The 15,724-nt window shown below is 71.8% G+C and carries 13 protein-coding genes; 7 read left to right on the forward strand and 6 right to left on the reverse strand.

The window, feature by feature from the left end:
- Positions 1-7: 7 nt before the first annotated feature.
- The 3 genes from WME95_RS34810 to WME95_RS34820 all read right to left on the reverse strand — a co-directional run bounded on the left by WME95_RS34810 (position 8) and on the right by WME95_RS34820 (position 4,267).
- Positions 8-2,146 carry a S9 family peptidase gene (locus WME95_RS34810; RefSeq protein WP_437903657.1) on the reverse strand — a complete coding sequence of 713 codons (2,139 nt, stop codon included), beginning with the start codon at positions 2,144-2,146 and terminating at the stop codon, positions 8-10.
- A 166-nt stretch (positions 2,147-2,312) separates the two neighbouring features.
- The gene (locus WME95_RS34815) at positions 2,313-3,071 is read right to left on the reverse strand and encodes a ferritin-like domain-containing protein (RefSeq protein ID WP_437903658.1); all 759 of its coding nucleotides are present in this window, start codon (positions 3,069-3,071) and stop codon (positions 2,313-2,315) included.
- On the reverse strand, positions 3,068-4,267 hold the full coding sequence (locus tag WME95_RS34820; RefSeq protein WP_437903659.1) for a hypothetical protein: 1,200 nt from the start codon (positions 4,265-4,267) through the stop codon (positions 3,068-3,070). The genes WME95_RS34815 and WME95_RS34820 overlap by 4 nt, the downstream gene beginning before the upstream one ends.
- Positions 4,268-4,537: 270 nt before the next feature.
- On the opposite strand from WME95_RS34820, the gene WME95_RS34825 reads away from it, so the two are divergent.
- The 6 genes from WME95_RS34825 (at position 4,538) to WME95_RS34850 (ending at position 11,687) form a co-directional block, all read left to right on the forward strand.
- Positions 4,538-6,064, forward strand: coding sequence for a deoxyribodipyrimidine photolyase (locus WME95_RS34825; protein WP_437903660.1), 1,527 nt, complete (start codon positions 4,538-4,540; stop codon positions 6,062-6,064).
- Between the two features lie 219 nt (positions 6,065-6,283).
- Entirely contained in the window at positions 6,284-6,976 is a 693-nt protein-coding gene (locus WME95_RS34830; protein WP_437911057.1) for a VTT domain-containing protein, read from the forward strand.
- 142 nt (positions 6,977-7,118) lie between these two features.
- Positions 7,119-8,705: a serine/threonine-protein kinase gene (locus tag WME95_RS34835; protein WP_437903661.1), complete on the forward strand. Its 1,587-nt coding sequence runs from the start codon at positions 7,119-7,121 to the stop codon at positions 8,703-8,705.
- A 23-nt stretch (positions 8,706-8,728) separates the two neighbouring features.
- The gene (locus tag WME95_RS34840; protein ID WP_437903662.1) at positions 8,729-9,703 is read left to right on the forward strand and encodes a tetratricopeptide repeat protein; all 975 of its coding nucleotides are present in this window, start codon (positions 8,729-8,731) and stop codon (positions 9,701-9,703) included.
- A 197-nt stretch (positions 9,704-9,900) separates the two neighbouring features.
- A complete protein-coding gene (locus WME95_RS34845; protein WP_437903663.1) occupies positions 9,901-10,326 on the forward strand; it encodes a YciI family protein in 426 nt (141 codons plus the stop codon).
- 74 nt (positions 10,327-10,400) lie between these two features.
- Entirely contained in the window at positions 10,401-11,687 is a 1,287-nt protein-coding gene (locus WME95_RS34850) for an RNA polymerase sigma factor (RefSeq protein WP_437903664.1), read from the forward strand.
- Positions 11,688-11,795: 108 nt separating this feature from the next.
- On the opposite strand, the gene WME95_RS34855 is transcribed toward WME95_RS34850, so the two are convergent.
- The 3 genes from WME95_RS34855 to WME95_RS34865 all read right to left on the reverse strand — a co-directional run bounded on the left by WME95_RS34855 (position 11,796) and on the right by WME95_RS34865 (position 14,997).
- A complete protein-coding gene (locus WME95_RS34855) occupies positions 11,796-12,623 on the reverse strand; it encodes a Uma2 family endonuclease (RefSeq protein WP_437903665.1) in 828 nt (275 codons plus the stop codon).
- Between the two features lie 107 nt (positions 12,624-12,730).
- A complete protein-coding gene (locus WME95_RS34860) occupies positions 12,731-14,062 on the reverse strand; it encodes an aminotransferase family protein (RefSeq protein ID WP_012239035.1) in 1,332 nt (443 codons plus the stop codon).
- A gap of 458 nt (positions 14,063-14,520) precedes the next feature.
- Positions 14,521-14,997, reverse strand: coding sequence for a MarR family winged helix-turn-helix transcriptional regulator (locus WME95_RS34865; protein WP_437903666.1), 477 nt, complete (start codon positions 14,995-14,997; stop codon positions 14,521-14,523).
- 298 nt (positions 14,998-15,295) lie between these two features.
- Between WME95_RS34865 and WME95_RS34870 the strand changes: the two genes are divergently transcribed.
- Positions 15,296-15,673: a Nif11-like leader peptide family RiPP precursor gene (locus tag WME95_RS34870; protein WP_437903667.1), complete on the forward strand. Its 378-nt coding sequence runs from the start codon at positions 15,296-15,298 to the stop codon at positions 15,671-15,673.
- The last annotated feature ends 51 nt before the right edge of the window (positions 15,674-15,724 follow it).

A 15,724-nucleotide genomic window follows, 5' to 3' on the forward strand; every position in this document is an offset into this window, starting at 1 on the left:
GGCGCGCTCAGGGCCGGGGGAGCGCCGCGGAGAGCCCGTGGACGGCCTCGGCGCCCACGGGGACGGTGACGCTCGACCTCTTGAAGTCGCCGCCGACCGGCTCGTAGGAGCCGCCGAGGCACTGCGCGAGGAACGTCTCCGCGATCGCGTTGAACGACATGGAGTTCTCCGGGCGGGCGAAGCCGTGGCCCTCGTCGGGGTACAGCACGTACGTGACCGGGATCCCCTTGCTCGTCATCGCCTTGACGATCTGATCGCTCTCGGCCTGCTTCACGCGCGGGTCGTTGGCGCCCTGGCCGATGAGGAGGGGCCGCTTGATCTGGTCCGCGCGGTAGAGCGGCGAGCGCGTACGCAGGAGATCGCGGCCGTCCTCGGTGCGGGGGTCGCCGACCCGCTTCGCGAAGAGCTCGAGCATCGGCGCCCAGTAGGGCGGGATGGACTGGAGCAGGGTCACGAGGTTCGACGGGCCGACGATGTCGACGCCGCAGGCGAAGGTCTCCGGCGTGAAGGTCAGCCCGACGAGCGTCGCGTAGCCGCCGTAGCTGCCGCCCATGATCGCCACGCGCGCCCTGTCGGCGATGCCCTGCGCGACGGACCACTCCACGGCGTCGAGCAGGTCGTTGTGCATCTTGCCCGCCCACTCGAGGTCGCCCGCGTTGACGAACCTCTTCCCGAAGCCCGTCGAGCCCCGGAAGTTGACGCTCAGCACGGCGTAGCCGCGGTTCGCGAGCCACTGGTGCATCGGATCGAGGCGGAAGGAGCTGCGCGCCCAGGGGCCGCCGTGGACGAGGAGCACCATCGAGAGCGGCCTGTCCGGCTTGCCGTCGCCGTCGGGGTCGGCGGCGCGCGGCAGCGACAGGTAGCTCACGAGCTCGAGGCCGTCGCGCGCCTTGATGACCACGGGCCGCATCTTCACGAGCGGCTGCGACTCGAGCGCGGCGCGGTTCGTGAAGAGGAACGTCGCCTTCTTCGCGTCACGGTCGTAGAGGTAGTATCGGACGGGGCCGTCCGACACGGTGTATCCGACGGTCCACCGCTTGTCGTCGAGCGACCGGCTCAGCACGTCGAGCTCGCCGTCGGCGACCGCGCGGAGGGCGTCGAGATCCGGCTGGATGCTCTTGTCGAGCACCTGCCAGCGCTTGCGCTCGCGCTCGGAGGCCGCCGCCTGGACCTTGCCCGTCTTCGGGTGGACGATCACGTCGCTGACATCGGCCTTCGCGTCCTCGGCGAGCACGGCGGGCTTCGCCTTCCGCAGATCGAGGGTGACGAGCGCGGAGGTGTCGCGGCCGCGGCTGTCCCGGAAATAGAGCGTCTTGCCGGCCGCGTCGAAGCCGATCGCCTCGCTCGTCACGGCGTCCTCGGGCCCGAACGCGACGAAGGGCTTCGGCTCCTTGCCGGTGAGATCGAGGAACTCCTGGCCTCCGTCGCGCGTCATCCGCGACGCGAGCCGCGCCTTGAAGTCATGGTCGGTGACGAACCCGACGAATCCGTCGTTCTGCCGCACGAGCTTGCGCTCGCCGGTGCGCACGTCGACGCGGTAGAGATCGTGGACCTTCTTGTCCCGATCGTTCATGCCGATCAGGATCTCGTTCGGGATCTTGGGGCTCATCCCCTCGAACATCGCGGCGATGCCCTCGAAGGGGGTGAGGTCCTTGATCTGCCCGGTCTTGAGCTCGACGGCGTAGATGTGCCAGTTCTCGTCGCCGGCCTTGTCCTGGCGATAGAGGACATAGTCGTTCGCGTAGGGGAACAGGAAGGTGCGCACCCCGCGGCTCTGCTCCTTCGTGACCGGCTTGGCCGACGCCGGCGCCTGGGCCGGGCCGACCCACACGTTGAGCACGCCGTCGGAGGGGGCGAGGAACCCGAGCCGCTTGCCGTCCGGGCTGATCTGGGGGGACATGCGATCCGGGTTGCCGAAGAGCATGCGCCGCGGCATGAGCGTCGCGTCGGCGCGCGGCCCGGCCGTCGTCGGCGCGGCCGGGGCTGCGGCCGCCGGGGCCGCGGCCGCCGGCGCTGCCGGCGCTGCCGGGGCCGGCGCGGCGGCCTGTCGGGGGGGCGGCGGCGCGGACGCCGGAGCGCCGCCGCAGGCGAGCGGCGCGAGCAAGGGCAGCAGGAACAGCGATCGGAGCTTCTGGGGCAAGTCCATGGGTTCACCCGGGGCGCGGAGCCGCTGGCGGCACCCCGCATGCGCCGGGCCCGCGCGCCGAGCGTCATAACCGAGATCCCGGAGGCCGGTCTACGGCGCCGCACCGAAGGCGCCTCCGATCCGCCCAGCCCGGATCGCCCGATCCGGGGGGTGTGCCGGCTCGGCGTCAGGCGGCTTGCTGCGGTGTCGTGCTGGTGGGCTCGCCGCGCGCGTCGAGCGCGAGCTTGCTCGACAGCCACGCTCGCACGCGCTCGAGATGGATCGCCTCGTGCTGCTCGGCCACGCGGAACTCGGCGGCCATCTCGTCCTGGCCGTAGGCGATCGCCAGGTCGATGAGCATCCGCCAGCTGTCGTTGTCCGTGAGCTCGGCGACGAGCAATGCCTGCAGGCTCTGCCCGAGGTTGATCCTCGGCTCGACGGCGACCGCGAGGACGCCGGACGACGCCAGGCCGATGACGTCGGCGCCGGGCGTCATCGCGGTCGGATCGGCCCCGAGCCGCTCGATCGCGCGCTTCAGCAGCGCGAAGTGCCGGAGCTCGTCGTCGCGGATCGCCTCGAGGTCGGCGCGCGTCGGGCCTCCCTCGAAGGTCCCCTCCGCGTCGTGCTTGGCGATCAGCGCCTCGTAGAGGCGCGTGCCCGAGCGCTCGAACTGGAGGCGCTCGCCGAGCTTGTCGATGAGCAGCGCGGGGGGCCTGCCCTGGATGAGCTCCCCGGCCGCCTTGACGACCCCCTTGAGGCTCGCCGGCGGCGGCACGCTCCCGACCGTGCCCGACTCCCTCGCGTACGCGCTCCTGACCGCCGCGGCCTCGGCCTCGCTCCCGGGGGAGCTCGGCGGGATCACCTGCGCAAACTCGATGAGCTCCTTGCTGTCGATGGGAGAGGTCGCGATGCCCGTGGTGTTGGTCCCCATCTTGATCTGTTTCATGGCGTCGCCTCCTTCTGTCCGTCGATCTTCTCGGCGCGCCGCGAGAGCTCGGTGCCCGGCGTGTACCGGTAGCCCGCGGCCACGATCTCGGAGGGGGAGCCGGCGGAGTTCATCTGCTGCCGGTAGGCGATCGTCGCCGCGCTCTCCGGGACGACCCGCGGATCGACGATGTCCTCGCCGACGGCGCGGAGCTGCACCTCCGTGGACAGCACGTCGCGCACGAACTGGCGGTGGCTCGTGTGGGAGACCGGGTCCGGGAGCGACGCGGGGAGGATCTCGGCCGCGTCGCGCCGCTCGATCCGGTTAAGGTGGTCGATGGCCACGTGGAGCTGCCCGAGCTCGTAGTCGAGGAACCGCTCCCAGATCCGCTTCACGCGGGCGTTCTGCTCCTGCTGGAGGCAGCTCCAGTAGTTGTAGACCTCGTTGGCCTCGTGGAGGACCCACTTCTCGAGCCAGGTCTCCTCGGGGTCGATGATCGCCTCGTACTGCGTGACGTGCTGCTCCTCGATCGAGGCGATCTCGGCGTAGAGCAGCCGCGCCACCGGATCCGTGAAGAACGGCCCGACGTTGACGTAGTAGTTGTGCGTCTGCTGCTCGGCCGCCATGATGGTGAGCGCGTTGAGCTTCGTGATCCCGTGCGCGGTCCGCCGGTCGTACGGCGCGCGCACGTCGTCCTCGGGCGCGCGGTGCTCCACCGCGGTCGGGCGCCCCGCCGTCACGTCGGTGTACGATTGCAGGATGTTGTTCGCGTCCTTGCCTTCCAGGCGGTCCAGGAGCGCCGAGTACCGATACAGGTGATCGTAGTCCTCGAGCATGCCGAAGCGATAGACCTGCGCGAGGTACGGGTCCGGCTCGGCGAGCGCCACGTGCGCGGTGATCTCGATCGCGACCTGCTCGTATCCGATGGTGGTCTCGAGCGGCGACTGATCCGGCGGGTTGAGCCAGTTCACCACCGTGGCCTGGTGGTGCTCGACGCGGCGCACCTGGGCGAGCACGCGCCGCAGATCCCGGTTCATGCGCGCGAAGCTGTGCAGGAACCGCACGCTCTCGAGCTCGATGCCGTTCATCAGGATGACGCGCACCCGGGTGAACGCGTCGTCGTCGAGCTTGCTGAACGGCACCTGGACGAGATCACGCCAGTTGAACGACTGGCGGTCGAGCGGTGTCCCCCGCTCTCTCAGGAGATCAAGAGCCATGTTGCCCCTCCTCGCGCGTCGCGCTCGTGCGCCGTGCTGGTGCGCCGATGAACGACCGCTGCGGCGGTACCTGAAGCCGCCTTCACGAGGGCGCAAGCGTGGGTTTATCCCGAGAGGCCGGGGCCGCGCGCCGGCCTTTCCCACATGAATCCGCCAGACGCATGTGCGCGCCCGTGTCCGAGCTGTGCTAGAGCACCGCTCGTCCTGAGGAGAGAGCAGAGCACCGGGGCCGCGGCGGCGCGCTGGCGGGCCGGTCGTGGAGGAGGTGTCGTGATCTCCAGCAGCGTCCCCGAGCTCCGGCTCCGCACCCGCAACGCGATGCCTGTCCGCGAGGGCGGCGACTACGTCCTTTACTGGATGATCGCGAGTCGCCGGACACGGTACAATTTCGGTCTGGAGCGCGCGATCGCCTGGTCCATGGCGCTCGATCGACCGCTCGTCGTGCTCGAGGCGCTGCGGTGCGGCTACCGCTGGGCGAGCGACAGGATCCATCGCTTCGTGATCGACGGCATGGCCGACAACGCGCGCCGGCTCGCGGCGGCCGGCGTCGCGCATCACCCCTACGTCGAGCCGGCCGAGGGGGCCGGCAAGGGCCTGCTCGGCGCGCTCGCGGCGCGGGCGTGCGTGGTGGTCACGGACGACTACCCCTGCTTTTTCCTCCCGCGCATGGTCGCCTCGGCGGCGCGGCAGGCGCCGGTCCGCCTCGAGCAGGTGGACTCGAACGGCCTCTTGCCGATGCGCGCGGCCGATCGGGTGTTCACGACCGCGCGCTCGTTCCGCATCTTCTGGCAGCGGGTGATCGGCGAGCACCTCGGCGCGCAGCCGGCGGCCGATCCGCTGAAGCGGGCGAAGCTCCGGCCTGCGGCTCCCCTCCCCCGCGCGATCGCGCGCAGGTGGCCGGCGGCCTCGCCCGCGCTCCTCGGGGGCGACCCTGCGGCGCTCTCCGCGCTCCCGATCGATCACACCGTCCCGCCGGCGCCCTGCCGGGGCGGCCCGGAGGCGGCTGGCAAGGCGCTCGCGCGCTTCGTCGCGGACCGGCTGCCGCGCTACCTGGAAGAGCGCGATCACCCCGACGCCGGCGCGACGAGCGGCCTGTCGCCGTACCTGCACTTCGGCCACCTCGCGGCGCACGAGGTCTTCACCGCCGTCGCGCGGCGCGAGGCCTTCCGCGTCGAGCAGCTCGGCCGCCCCGGTGACGGCGTGAAGCGGCCGAGCGGCAGCCGCGAGGGGTTCTGGGGGATGAGCGCCTCGGCCGAGGCGTTCCTCGAGCAGCTCGTCACCTGGCGGGAGCTCGGGTTCAACGCCTTCGCGCTCGGGGCGAGCGAGGGAGACGGGCCGCGCCCCTCGTGGAAGCGCGATCCGACCGAGTACGAGTCGTTGCCGGACTGGGCGCTCGCCACGCTCGAGAAGCACGCGCGCGACAGGCGCCCGCGCGTCTACCCGATCGAGGCGCTCGCGGCGGGGGCGACCTACGACCGGATCTGGAACGCGTCGCAGGTCGAGCTCCTCCGCGAGGGGCGAATGCACAATTACCTCCGGATGCTCTGGGGAAAGAAGATCCTGGAGTGGTCGCGGACGCCGCGCGAGGCGCTCGAGATCATGATCGAGCTCAACGACCGGTATGCGCTCGACGGCCGTGACCCGAACTCGACGTCGGGCATCTTCTGGGTGCTCGGCCGCTACGATCGGGCCTGGGGTCCAGAGCGGGAGATCTTCGGCACGATACGTTACATGTCGTCCGACAACACGGCCCGGAAGCTGCACCTCAAGGAGTATCTGGCGCGCTATACGCCGTAGCGCGCGCGGCCACCGGCGGCGCGGGCGGCGCGCCCGGGGGAGCTCGCCCTCGGGGTTCCGGGAGGCGCGGCCCGGGGGCTCGCCCGCGGGGGTAGACCGACGGGGCAGCCAGCGAGGCAGGGCGACTCACCGCCGGCGGCGCCCGTGTGAACGGCGGCGGTGGACGCCGGCGGCGCGCTGGCGGCCGGGGCGCACGCGGGGTTCGACGCGGCCGCCGAGGTGAGCTATCGAGCGGCCGTGGATCTCCTCCGTGAATTTTTCAGCAGGCTGAGGGAGCTCGAGTCGCTGCTCCAGTGGGGCGGCTACCCCGTCCTGATGATCATCATCTTTGCCGAGACGGGGCTGCTCATCGGGTTCTTCCTGCCCGGGGACTCGCTGCTCGTCACCGCCGGGGTGCTGGTCAACGCGGGGCTCATCAACCCGCTCGGGTTACCGAACTTCCAGAACCTGCTCCTGATGAACGTCACGTTGATGGCGATGGCGATCATCGGCGACGCGGTGGGCTTCTCGATCGGGCGGCGCGCCGGCCCGAAGATCTTCACGCGCGAGCAGTCGCTCCTGTTCCGCAAGGATCACCTGATCGCGACGCAGAAGTTCTACGAGAAGCACGGCGGCAAGACGATCATCCTCGCGCGCTTCATGCCGTTCGCCCGGACGTTCGCGCCGGTCGTGGCGGGCGTGGGGCAGATGCAGTACCGGCGCTTCGCCATGTTCAACGTGGTGGGCGGCGTGCTCTGGGTCTTCTCGATGACCTTCCTCGGCTACTTCCTTGGCAAGGTCTTCGACGCCAAGCAGATCGAGCGGGTCGTCTACCTGATCATCTTCGTCTCCGTGGCGCCGGTAATCTTCGGGGCGATCAAGCACAGGCTCCAGCAGAAGAAGGACGCCGCGCGGATCGAGGCCGAGCCGTAGGCGCTCTCCGGCGGACGTCGCGAGCGGATCGCGTCGAGTACGTCATCGCGCAGGCCTCCCGGGTCGGGCGCTCGCGAGCGGCCACCGAGGCCGCCCGCCTCTTGTACTCCGCACCACCTCCCCGCTACGCTCTCCTCCCACCATGGCGCAGCAGCCCGCCGCCCCCTCCGGCGTCCCCGTTCCCGGCGACGTCCTCGCGGGCAAGTACCGCATCGAGCGCGTCCTCGGCGCGGGGGGCATGGGCGTGGTCTTCGCGGGCTGGGACGTCGTCCTGGAGCGCCGCGTCGCCGTCAAGCTCCTCCTCCCCGAGGCCGCCGCGCTCCCCGACGCCGGCGCCCGCTTCCTCCGCGAGGCCCGCGCCGCCGCGGCCCTCGACGGGCAGCACATCGCGCGTGTCCTCGACATGGGCACGCTGGGCACCGGCGCCGCCTACATGGTGCTGGAGTACCTGACCGGCGACGATCTCGGCCAGGTGCTCCAGACCCGCGGCATCCTCCCGCTCGCCGACGCCGCCGACTACGTGCTCCAGGCCTGCGAGGCGATCGCGGAGGCCCACGCGCGCGGCATCATCCACCGCGATCTCAAGCCGAAGAACCTCTTCCTCACCCGCCGCCCCGACGGGACTCCCCTCCTCAAGGTCCTCGACTTCGGCCTGTCGAAGTTCACCGCCACGGGCGACTCTGTCAAAGAGGCCAGCCTGACCGCGACGGGCCTCATCATGGGCTCCATCCATTACATGTCGCCGGAGCAGATTCGCAGCCTGAAATACGCGGATGTGCGCACGGACATCTGGGCTCTCGGCGTGATCCTGTATCGCATGCTCACCGGGCGGCACCCGTTCGAGGGCGACAGCATCACCGCGGTCACGGCGGCCATCATCATGGATGCGCCCACCGCCGTCCTGGCCCTGCGGCCGGACCTGCCGCCCGCCGTCGGGGAGCTCGTGGGTCGGTGCCTTGCGAAGGATCCGGGCGCCCGCGTCCAGAGCGTCGCCGAGATCGGCCGCGTGCTCGCGCCTTTCGGGACGCAGCGCGGGCGGCTCTCGTTCGAGAGCATCGACCGGATCCTGCCGGAGCGTGCTTCCCGCGGCGGGTACCCGCCGGTGGGCGCTCCCCCCGCGGCGCCCGGCGCGCTCGGCGCGTCCTCGCCCACGTGGCGTGGAGCGCCCGGAGCGGCCGAGGCCGCGACGGCGCCCATGCCGGACCGCCCGGACACGCCGTCGTCGTCCGGGGGCGAGCCTGCGGGCACGGCGCACGCGACGCTGCCGCACGCTTCCTGGGGCAACACGACGCGGACCCGGGCGCCGCGCAGCCGCGTGGCGCTGCTGGCAGGCGCCGCCGGCGCGCTCGTCCTGACCGGGATCTTCCTTGCGTGGCGGCTGACGCCGAGCGGGTCCCCGGACAGCGACTCGCCCGTGGCCTCATCGAGCGCCGCGCCCGAGCTCGGGCCTGCGTCCCCCGGCGCGGCCAGCGCCCCCGGCGCGGCCGGCGGGGTGACGGCGACCCCCACCGCTACCGCGATGGAGACCGCGAGCGCTGCGATCGAGGCCACCGCAGCGCCGGTCGCGAGCGCCCTCCCGGACGCCAGCGTGAAGGCAGCGGCATCGTCGACAGCGGCGACACCGCCGGTGAAGCCGAGCGCGAACGCCGTGAGCACGGCCAGACCGCCGTCGTCCTCACAGGTCAAGACGCAGATCAAGACCGAGGATCCTTGGAACAAATGGGACTGAGACGAACAAGAGGTACTCGCGCGATGCGCTGCGCCGCCCTGTGCGCCGCCCTCTGCGCGATGAGCCGCTCGGCTTCCGCGCAGCCCAACGATCCGAAGGCCCAGGCACAGGAGCTCTTCGAGCAGGGCCGCGCAGCGGTCGAAGCGCGAGGCTGCGCGCACGCGATTCCGCTCTTCCGCCGCAGCCAGGCGACCTATCCGTCGCGCGGCACGCTGCTCAACCTGGCCCAGTGTGAAGCGGATCTCGGGCGCGTGGCGAGCGCGTGGCAGCACTTCAAGGAGCTGCTCACCCAGCTGACGCCCGGCGATCCCCGGTTGGCCATCACCCAGCAGCGCATCCGGGAGCTCGAGCCGCGCGTGCCCAGGCTGGTCATCGAGCTCCCGGCGGGCGCACCGGCGCCGACGGAGCTGCTCCTCGATCAAGCGCCGCTGCCGCAGGCCAGCATCGGCAGCGAGCTCCCGCTCGACCCCGGGAACCATGCCGTCGTCGCGCGATGGCCCGGCGGCCGGCAGACCGACGCGCCCGTGACCCTCGCGGAGGGCGCGCGCAACGTCGTGCGCCTCGAGCCGCCGCCGGCCGCCGCGCCGCCTCCGGTCCCCGTAGCCGACGCGCCGCAGGACCCCGCGATCTCCTCGGGGCCGCCCCCCACCCCCGCCGCTCCCTCGAGCTTCAAGCGCACGCTCGGCTTCGTCATCGGCGGCGTCGGCGCCGCGGCCGTGGGCGGGAGCCTCATCACGGGCGGGCTCGCGCTCGGCACGAAGGGCGATCTCGAGAAGGAATGCCCGGATCCCTCGCGGTGCAGCGACGACGGCATGTCCCTCAGCTCGCGGGGCCAGACGCTCACCACCACGAGCACCGTGCTCGGCGCCGTCGGCCTCGTCGGGATCGGCGCTGGCCTGGTGCTCCTCCTGACGTCGCCGGAGCAGCGCAGCTCGGTCTCCCTCGCGCCCGCGATCCTGCCCGGCGGCGGCGGCGCGCTGCTGCGCAGCCGCTTCTGAGGGCCCGGAGCGCCCGGCGGTCCGGCCAGGCGCTCCAATCCTCAATAGTTCCTTATACTTGACGACATCGTAAAAAAAGATCGCCCGGCGCGTCGATCCCGCGCCCCGCCGGTCGTCGTGACGATGAAGCCACGGTTCGCCCCGGGCAAGAGACCCTCCGGAGCCCAGCTCCACCAAGGAAGCAAGGAGACACGACCATGCGATTCATCATCCTGATCAAGGCCACCAAGGACAGCGAGGCGGGCGTCATGCCGAGCGAGCAGCTCCTCACCGAGATGGGGAAGTTCAATGAAGAGCTCGTCAAGGCCGGCGTGATGGTCGCGGGTGAGGGGCTCCACCCGAGCGCGAAGGGCGCGCGCATCCGGTTCTCGGGCGACAAGAGGACCGTCATCGACGGGCCCTTCACCGAGACGAAGGAGCTGATCGCGGGCTTCTGGATCTGGGACGTGAAGTCGAAGGAAGAGGCGATCGAGTGGGTGAAGCGCTGTCCCAACCCCATGTACGAGGAGTCCGAGATCGAGATTCGCCAGGTGTTCACGGTGGAGGACTTCGGTCCTGCGCTCACGCCCGAGCTCAAGGAGCAGGAGGAGCGCCTGCGCGCGCAGGTGGCGGAGAAGAAGTAGTCTCGCGCGCCTCGGGGGCATGCGCCGGCGCGGGGGGCTTGCGCCGGCGGCGGAAGGTGTTCTGATCGGGCGCCGTGACGGCCCCCGAGGTGCATCGCGCCATCCACGCGGTCTTCCGCATCGAGTCGGCCAGGCTCATCGCCGGCCTCGCGCGGATGGTGCGCGACGTCGGCCTCGCCGAGGAGCTCGCGCAGGACGCGCTCGTCACCGCGCTCGAGCGGTGGCCGGAGTCGGGCGTCCCGGAGAAGCCGGGCGCCTGGCTCATGGCCACCGCGAAGCGCCGCGCGATCGACGAGCTCCGCCGGAGCAAGCGGATCGAGCGCAAGCACGAGGAGCTCGGCCACGAGATCGAGGCCCAGCACGCGCTGGCCGCGCCGGATCTGGACGCCGCGCTCGACGATGACGTCGGCGACGACCTCCTGCGCCTCGTGTTCACGGCCTGCCATCCGGTCCTCTCGACCGAGGCGCAGGTCGCGCTCACGCTCCGCCTGCTCGGAGGGCTGACGACCGAGGAGATCGCGCGCGCGTTCCTCGTCCCGGAGCCGACCGTCGCCCAGCGGATCGTCCGCGCCAAGCGGACCCTCGCCGAGGCGCGCGTCCCCTTCGAGGTCCCCCGCGGGGCCGAGCTCGCGCCCCGCCTCTCGTCGGTGCTCCAGGTCATCTACCTGGTCTTCAACGAGGGCTACTCGGCGACGGCCGGCGGCGACTGGATGCGGCCTGCCCTCTGCGAGGACGCGCTCCGCCTCGGCCGCATCCTGGCCGAGCTCGCGCCGAAGGAGCCGGAGGTCCACGGCCTCGTCGCGCTGATGGAGATCCAGGCCTCGCGCTCCAGGGCGCGGGTCGGGCCGTCGGGAGAGCCCATCCTGCTCCTGGCTCAGAACCGCGCGCGCTGGGATCACCTGCTGATCCGCCGCGGCCTCGCGGCGCTCGAGCGCGCCGAGGCGCTCGGCGGCGCGCGCGGTCCCTACGCGCTCCAGGCCGCGATCGCCGCCTGCCACGCGCGCGCGCGCACCGCGGAGGAGACGGACTGGGCGCGCATCGCGGCGCTCTATGCGGCGCTCGCCCAGGTCACGCCGTCGCCCGTCGTCGAGCTGAACCGCGCCGTCGCGCTCTCGATGGCGTTCGGCCCGGCGGCGGGCCTCGCCGTCGTCGACGCGCTGACCTCGGAGCGCTCCCTCGAGAGCTACCACCTCTTGCCGAGCGTGCGCGGCGACCTCCTCGCGAAGCTCGGCCGCCTCGACGAGGCGCGCGCGGAGCTCGAGCGCGCGGCATCGCTCACGCGCAACACGCGCGAGCGCGACCTGCTCCTCGCGCGCGCCGCCGCGTGCGCGGGCGGCTCCTCGGCGCCGCCGTCGCGATGATGGCGCTGGGGCCACCGTCGCGGGGACGCTGGCTCCGCGCCGAGGAGCGCTCCCCGAAGGGCGCGGCCCTCGGCCGCCGTCCCTACCGAGCGGCGGACAGCCGCCGGCTCACCCTCGATCCACGGCCGCCGCGAACGCCGCCCCGCTCGCCGCCGTCGCCGCGCTGACGAGCCATCGCTCCAGCGCTGCGGGCTCGCCGCACGCGAGCACCCGCGCCTGCACCGCCTCCGGCACCGCGAGCCCCCGCGCCGAGAGCACCGCGAGGATCGCGCGCGCCTGGGTGCGCGCCTGGGTGCGCGCCTCGACCCACTCGTCCGTGAACCGCGCCGCGTCGCGCTCCTCGAACAGCGCCGCGACCGGCACGGCGCCGAGGCCGTGCTTGCCCAGCTCGGGCAGGAGGGGCACCTCCGCGCCGGGACGGTAGGTGATCGACGCCGTCCCCGGCCGCACGACCTCGAGCTCCCGCCGCTCCGCGTGCGCGATCCACACCCACGGCCACTCGTGCTCCAGGTAGAGCTTCACCTTCTCCTCGAGGTAGCGCCTCGACTGCGTGCCCCGGATCTCCACGGCCAGCAGCGGTGTGCCGCGGTAGGCGTCGTTCCGCGGCGACGAGAGATCGCCCACCACCACCACGTCCGGCGCCCGGAGCGACGGCCCTGCCGGGTCGCTGAGATCGCAGTACACGTCGGTCATCACCGTGGAGCCCTCGCGCGCGTGCGTGCGGAAGAGGGCGGCGAGGAGCGCCATCACGATGCCATGGATATCCTTGCTCCCCATCTGCTCGATCAGCTCCCCGCGGTGCAGCTCCCACGGGCTGCCGTCGTAACAGTCGTCGGGCGTGCCCAGACGGCGGCCGGTCGGGCCGAAATCGCGCAGCTCGATCGGCCCCGTGTTCCGGGGCGGACGGGTCGGCAGGCCGTTCGTGCGTGCAGTCATGCCCACGATCCTAGCACGTCGCCGCGCCCCCCTCTCCGGGCGCGCTCGCCGCACCACAGACGTGCTCTTCCGGCGGCCCGTGGGGGGCCGCCTCGCGCTCGAGGTCCTCAGCCCGAGAGCCGCTGATCCGCCACGTCTAGCGCCGCGTCGAGCGCCGCGATCCCCTCGTCGATCTCCGCCTCGCTGATGATGAGCGGCGGCGCCACGAGCAGGTGGCTCACCCACCCCATGAGGGACACCCCGCGCTTCGCCGCCTCGGCGACCACCGCGTCGACCACCAGGGGCCGCCGAGCTGCCTTGTCCTGCGGCACGTTGAACGGCTCCTTGGTCGCGCGGTCCTTCACGAGCTCGACCGCCCAGAACAGGCCGATCCCGCGCACGTCGCCGATCGAGGGGTGCTTCTCCTTCAGGGCGCGGAGCTTCGCGCCCACGACGTCTCCCATCTTCGTCGCGCGGTCGAGGAGGTCCAGCCGGCGATACTCGTCGATCGCGGCGATCACCGGGGCCAGCGTGAGGGGGTGGGCCTCGTAGGTGTGGCCGTGCGCGAACATGTTGTCGTCGAAGTAGTCCGCGATCGCGCGGGAGGTCGCGACGACCCCGAGCGGCGCGGCCGCGTTCGTCACGCCCTTCGCGGTCGTCAAGATATCCGGCACCACGCCCCAGTGATCGACCGCAAACCACTTTCCGGTCCTGCCCCAGCCGCTCATCACCTCGTCCGCGATGAGGAGCACGCCGCGCTTCCGCGCGACCTCGGCGATCTTCGGCAGGTAGTCGGCCGGCGGGATGAGGACGCCGTTCGTGCCCACGACCGGCTCGACGATCACCGCCGCGACGTTCTCCTCGTGGTCGATCATGTAAGCCAGGTAATCGGCGCACGCGACGCCGCACTCGGGGTGGCTCCGGCCGAGCGGGCAGCGGTAGCAGTTCACCTCCGGGCCGAACACCACGCCCGGGATCTTGCCGGCCGGCTCGATGAACCAGCGGCGAAAGTCCCCGGTCGCCGCGACCGAGCCCGCGGTCGACCCGTGGTACGACGTGTAGCGCGCGATGATCTTGTGCTTGCCGGTGTAGAGCCGGGCCATCTTGAACGCGGCCTCGTTCGCCTCCGTGCCCGACGTGGCGAAGAAGAACTTGTCGAGCCCCTTCGGCATCACCTCCAGGAGCTTCTGCGCCACCCTGGCCCGGACCTCGCACGTGTGCGCCGGGCTGATGTAGGCGAGCTGCCTCGCCTGCGCGCAGATGGCCTCGATCACGGCCTCGTTCTGGTGACCGAGGTTCGAGCAGATGAGCTGCGAGGACAGGTCCAGGTAGCGCTTGCCGGACGCGTCCCAGAACGCGCAGCCCTCCGCGCGGGTGACATGGATCGGCTTCCAGCCGCGCTGGGCGCGCCAGGTGCCGTACGTGTGCTTCGTGGTCAGCTCGACGATGTCATCGCTCATGGCAACCTTCGCGGTTCGAGGAGGCGCTCAGCGTAGAGGGTGATCAGACCTCCTCGCACGCGAATTCCCCGGCACCGCTCGCCCGCTCCCGCGCGCCGCGCCTGCGATTCCGTGCAGCGCGCCCGCGATTCCGTGCAGCGCGCCCGCGATTCCGCGCGGCGCTTCGCCGCCGCCGCGAGGGTCGGACGGATCGAGCGCGCTCGCGGCGCCGCGCGCGATCCCGTCACCAAGGACGGTCGTGTTCCGTCCATGAGCGGGCGAGCTCGGCGGCAACGGGAGGACAAGCTCGACGCGCTCGGCGCGCTGCACGATCGCGAGGCAGACATCGCGCGCAGAGGGGGCAGATCATGAGACGGCCGGCCACGGCCGTGGTCATCGGGGGCAGGGCGACGGCGGCAGACCCCCGCAGCCGCGTGCTGCTGCCGTCGAGAAGGACACCACGAGGGCGCGTGCGAGCTTCATTTCTCTCTCCTCCTTGTTGATGGAACGGGCGTGTCGTCGATCTCGAGATTGCCGATCATGGCGGCGAGGACACGCCCCGTGGTCTCAAGCTCTACGGCCGGAATGCCCCGCGTCGCGCGGCGCTCCACCTCGACCAGCACGTCCTGTACCCAGTCGTACTCCGCGATCTGAGGCGAGCAGCGCACGCGGAAGGCGCGCGCGTCGCTCTCGTCGGGGGTCCTCTCGACGAGCCCCTTCTTTTCGAGGCGGCCGACGAGGGCCGAGAGCGACGCGGCAGTGATCTGCAGCCGCTCGGCGAGCTCGCGCTGGGTGAGCCCCACGCGCTCTCCGAGCAGCGCGCCGATCAGGCGGAACTCCGCGAGCGTGACCCCCCGCTCGGCGAGGCGCTCCTGAATCAGCTGCAAGGCGGTGCGATCCACGCGAGCGATCCGCGTGAGCAGCAGCGTGGTGAAGACGGTCAGCGTGTCGGGCACCCCAATAGTTAGTAAGACTAACTAACATTATCAAGTGGGATCGCAGGGCCGGCGAGAGCCCTTTCGCCGGGCCGAAGCGTGCGGCGAGGGGGCGGCGCCGCTGCGCGAGTTGCGCGAGCGCTCGCGCAACTCGCGCGAGGGCGCGCACAACGGGCCTCTCGAGGGCCGCCATCGCCGGCCATTTCGCCTGCCCGCGGCGCTGGCGCGGGACCTGCTCTGGGAGAGGGAGACGGACCGCGCGCGGCACGCCGCCGCCGCGGTTCCGCGGCCTCAAGGGGCCCGAAGGAGGTCTACGCACATGACTGGACAACTCACCACGATCGGTGTTTCGACGACGAACCAGGGGACGACGGCAGGACGCGCGCCGAGGAGCGACGCGCGCGCGTTTCTGGCGCAGGTCGAGGCGGACGAGCGCCTCGCGGAGAAGATGGCCGAGGCCGATGGGGATATGACGCGCATCCTCACGATCGCCGCCGAGGCGGGCTGCCCGTGCACCGCGCAGGAGCTCGCGAGGGCGTACGAGGAGCACGTGCGCGCGCAGCCCGGCGCGTCGGCCTATGACTTCGGGTATCCGGTGGTCTATCTCAGCCTCCGCGCGCCTTCGGACCTGAGCCACGCGGCGGTGTACCTGAGCCTTCGCGCTTCCTCGAGCCCCGGCGCCCAGCTGTCTTCCTGAACGACGCCCGCGCGCCCCTGATGGCGGAGCGCCGGCGCCGCTCCCGACGCT

This window comes from Sorangium sp. So ce327 (genome assembly GCF_051530205.1).
GTDB lineage: Bacteria > Myxococcota_A > Polyangia > Polyangiales > Polyangiaceae > Sorangium > Sorangium cellulosum_B.

Bases quoted from the DNA above. Each gene is read 5' to 3' on its own strand.
- WME95_RS34845 (WP_437903663.1), top strand. From the start codon at position 9,901: ATGCGATTCATCATCCTGATCAAGGCCACCAAGGACAGCGAGGCGGGC.
- WME95_RS34815 (WP_437903658.1), bottom strand. From the start codon at position 3,071: ATGAAACAGATCAAGATGGGGACCAACACCACGGGCATCGCGACCTCT.
- WME95_RS34840 (WP_437903662.1), top strand. From the start codon at position 8,729: ATGCGCTGCGCCGCCCTGTGCGCCGCCCTCTGCGCGATGAGCCGCTCG.
- WME95_RS34820 (WP_437903659.1), bottom strand. From the start codon at position 4,267: ATGGCTCTTGATCTCCTGAGAGAGCGGGGGACACCGCTCGACCGCCAG.
- WME95_RS34870 (WP_437903667.1), top strand. From the start codon at position 15,296: ATGACTGGACAACTCACCACGATCGGTGTTTCGACGACGAACCAGGGG.
- WME95_RS34810 (WP_437903657.1), bottom strand. From the start codon at position 2,146: ATGGACTTGCCCCAGAAGCTCCGATCGCTGTTCCTGCTGCCCTTGCTC.
- WME95_RS34835 (WP_437903661.1), top strand. From the start codon at position 7,119: ATGGCGCAGCAGCCCGCCGCCCCCTCCGGCGTCCCCGTTCCCGGCGAC.
- WME95_RS34860 (WP_012239035.1), bottom strand. From the start codon at position 14,062: ATGAGCGATGACATCGTCGAGCTGACCACGAAGCACACGTACGGCACC.
- WME95_RS34855 (WP_437903665.1), bottom strand. From the start codon at position 12,623: ATGACTGCACGCACGAACGGCCTGCCGACCCGTCCGCCCCGGAACACG.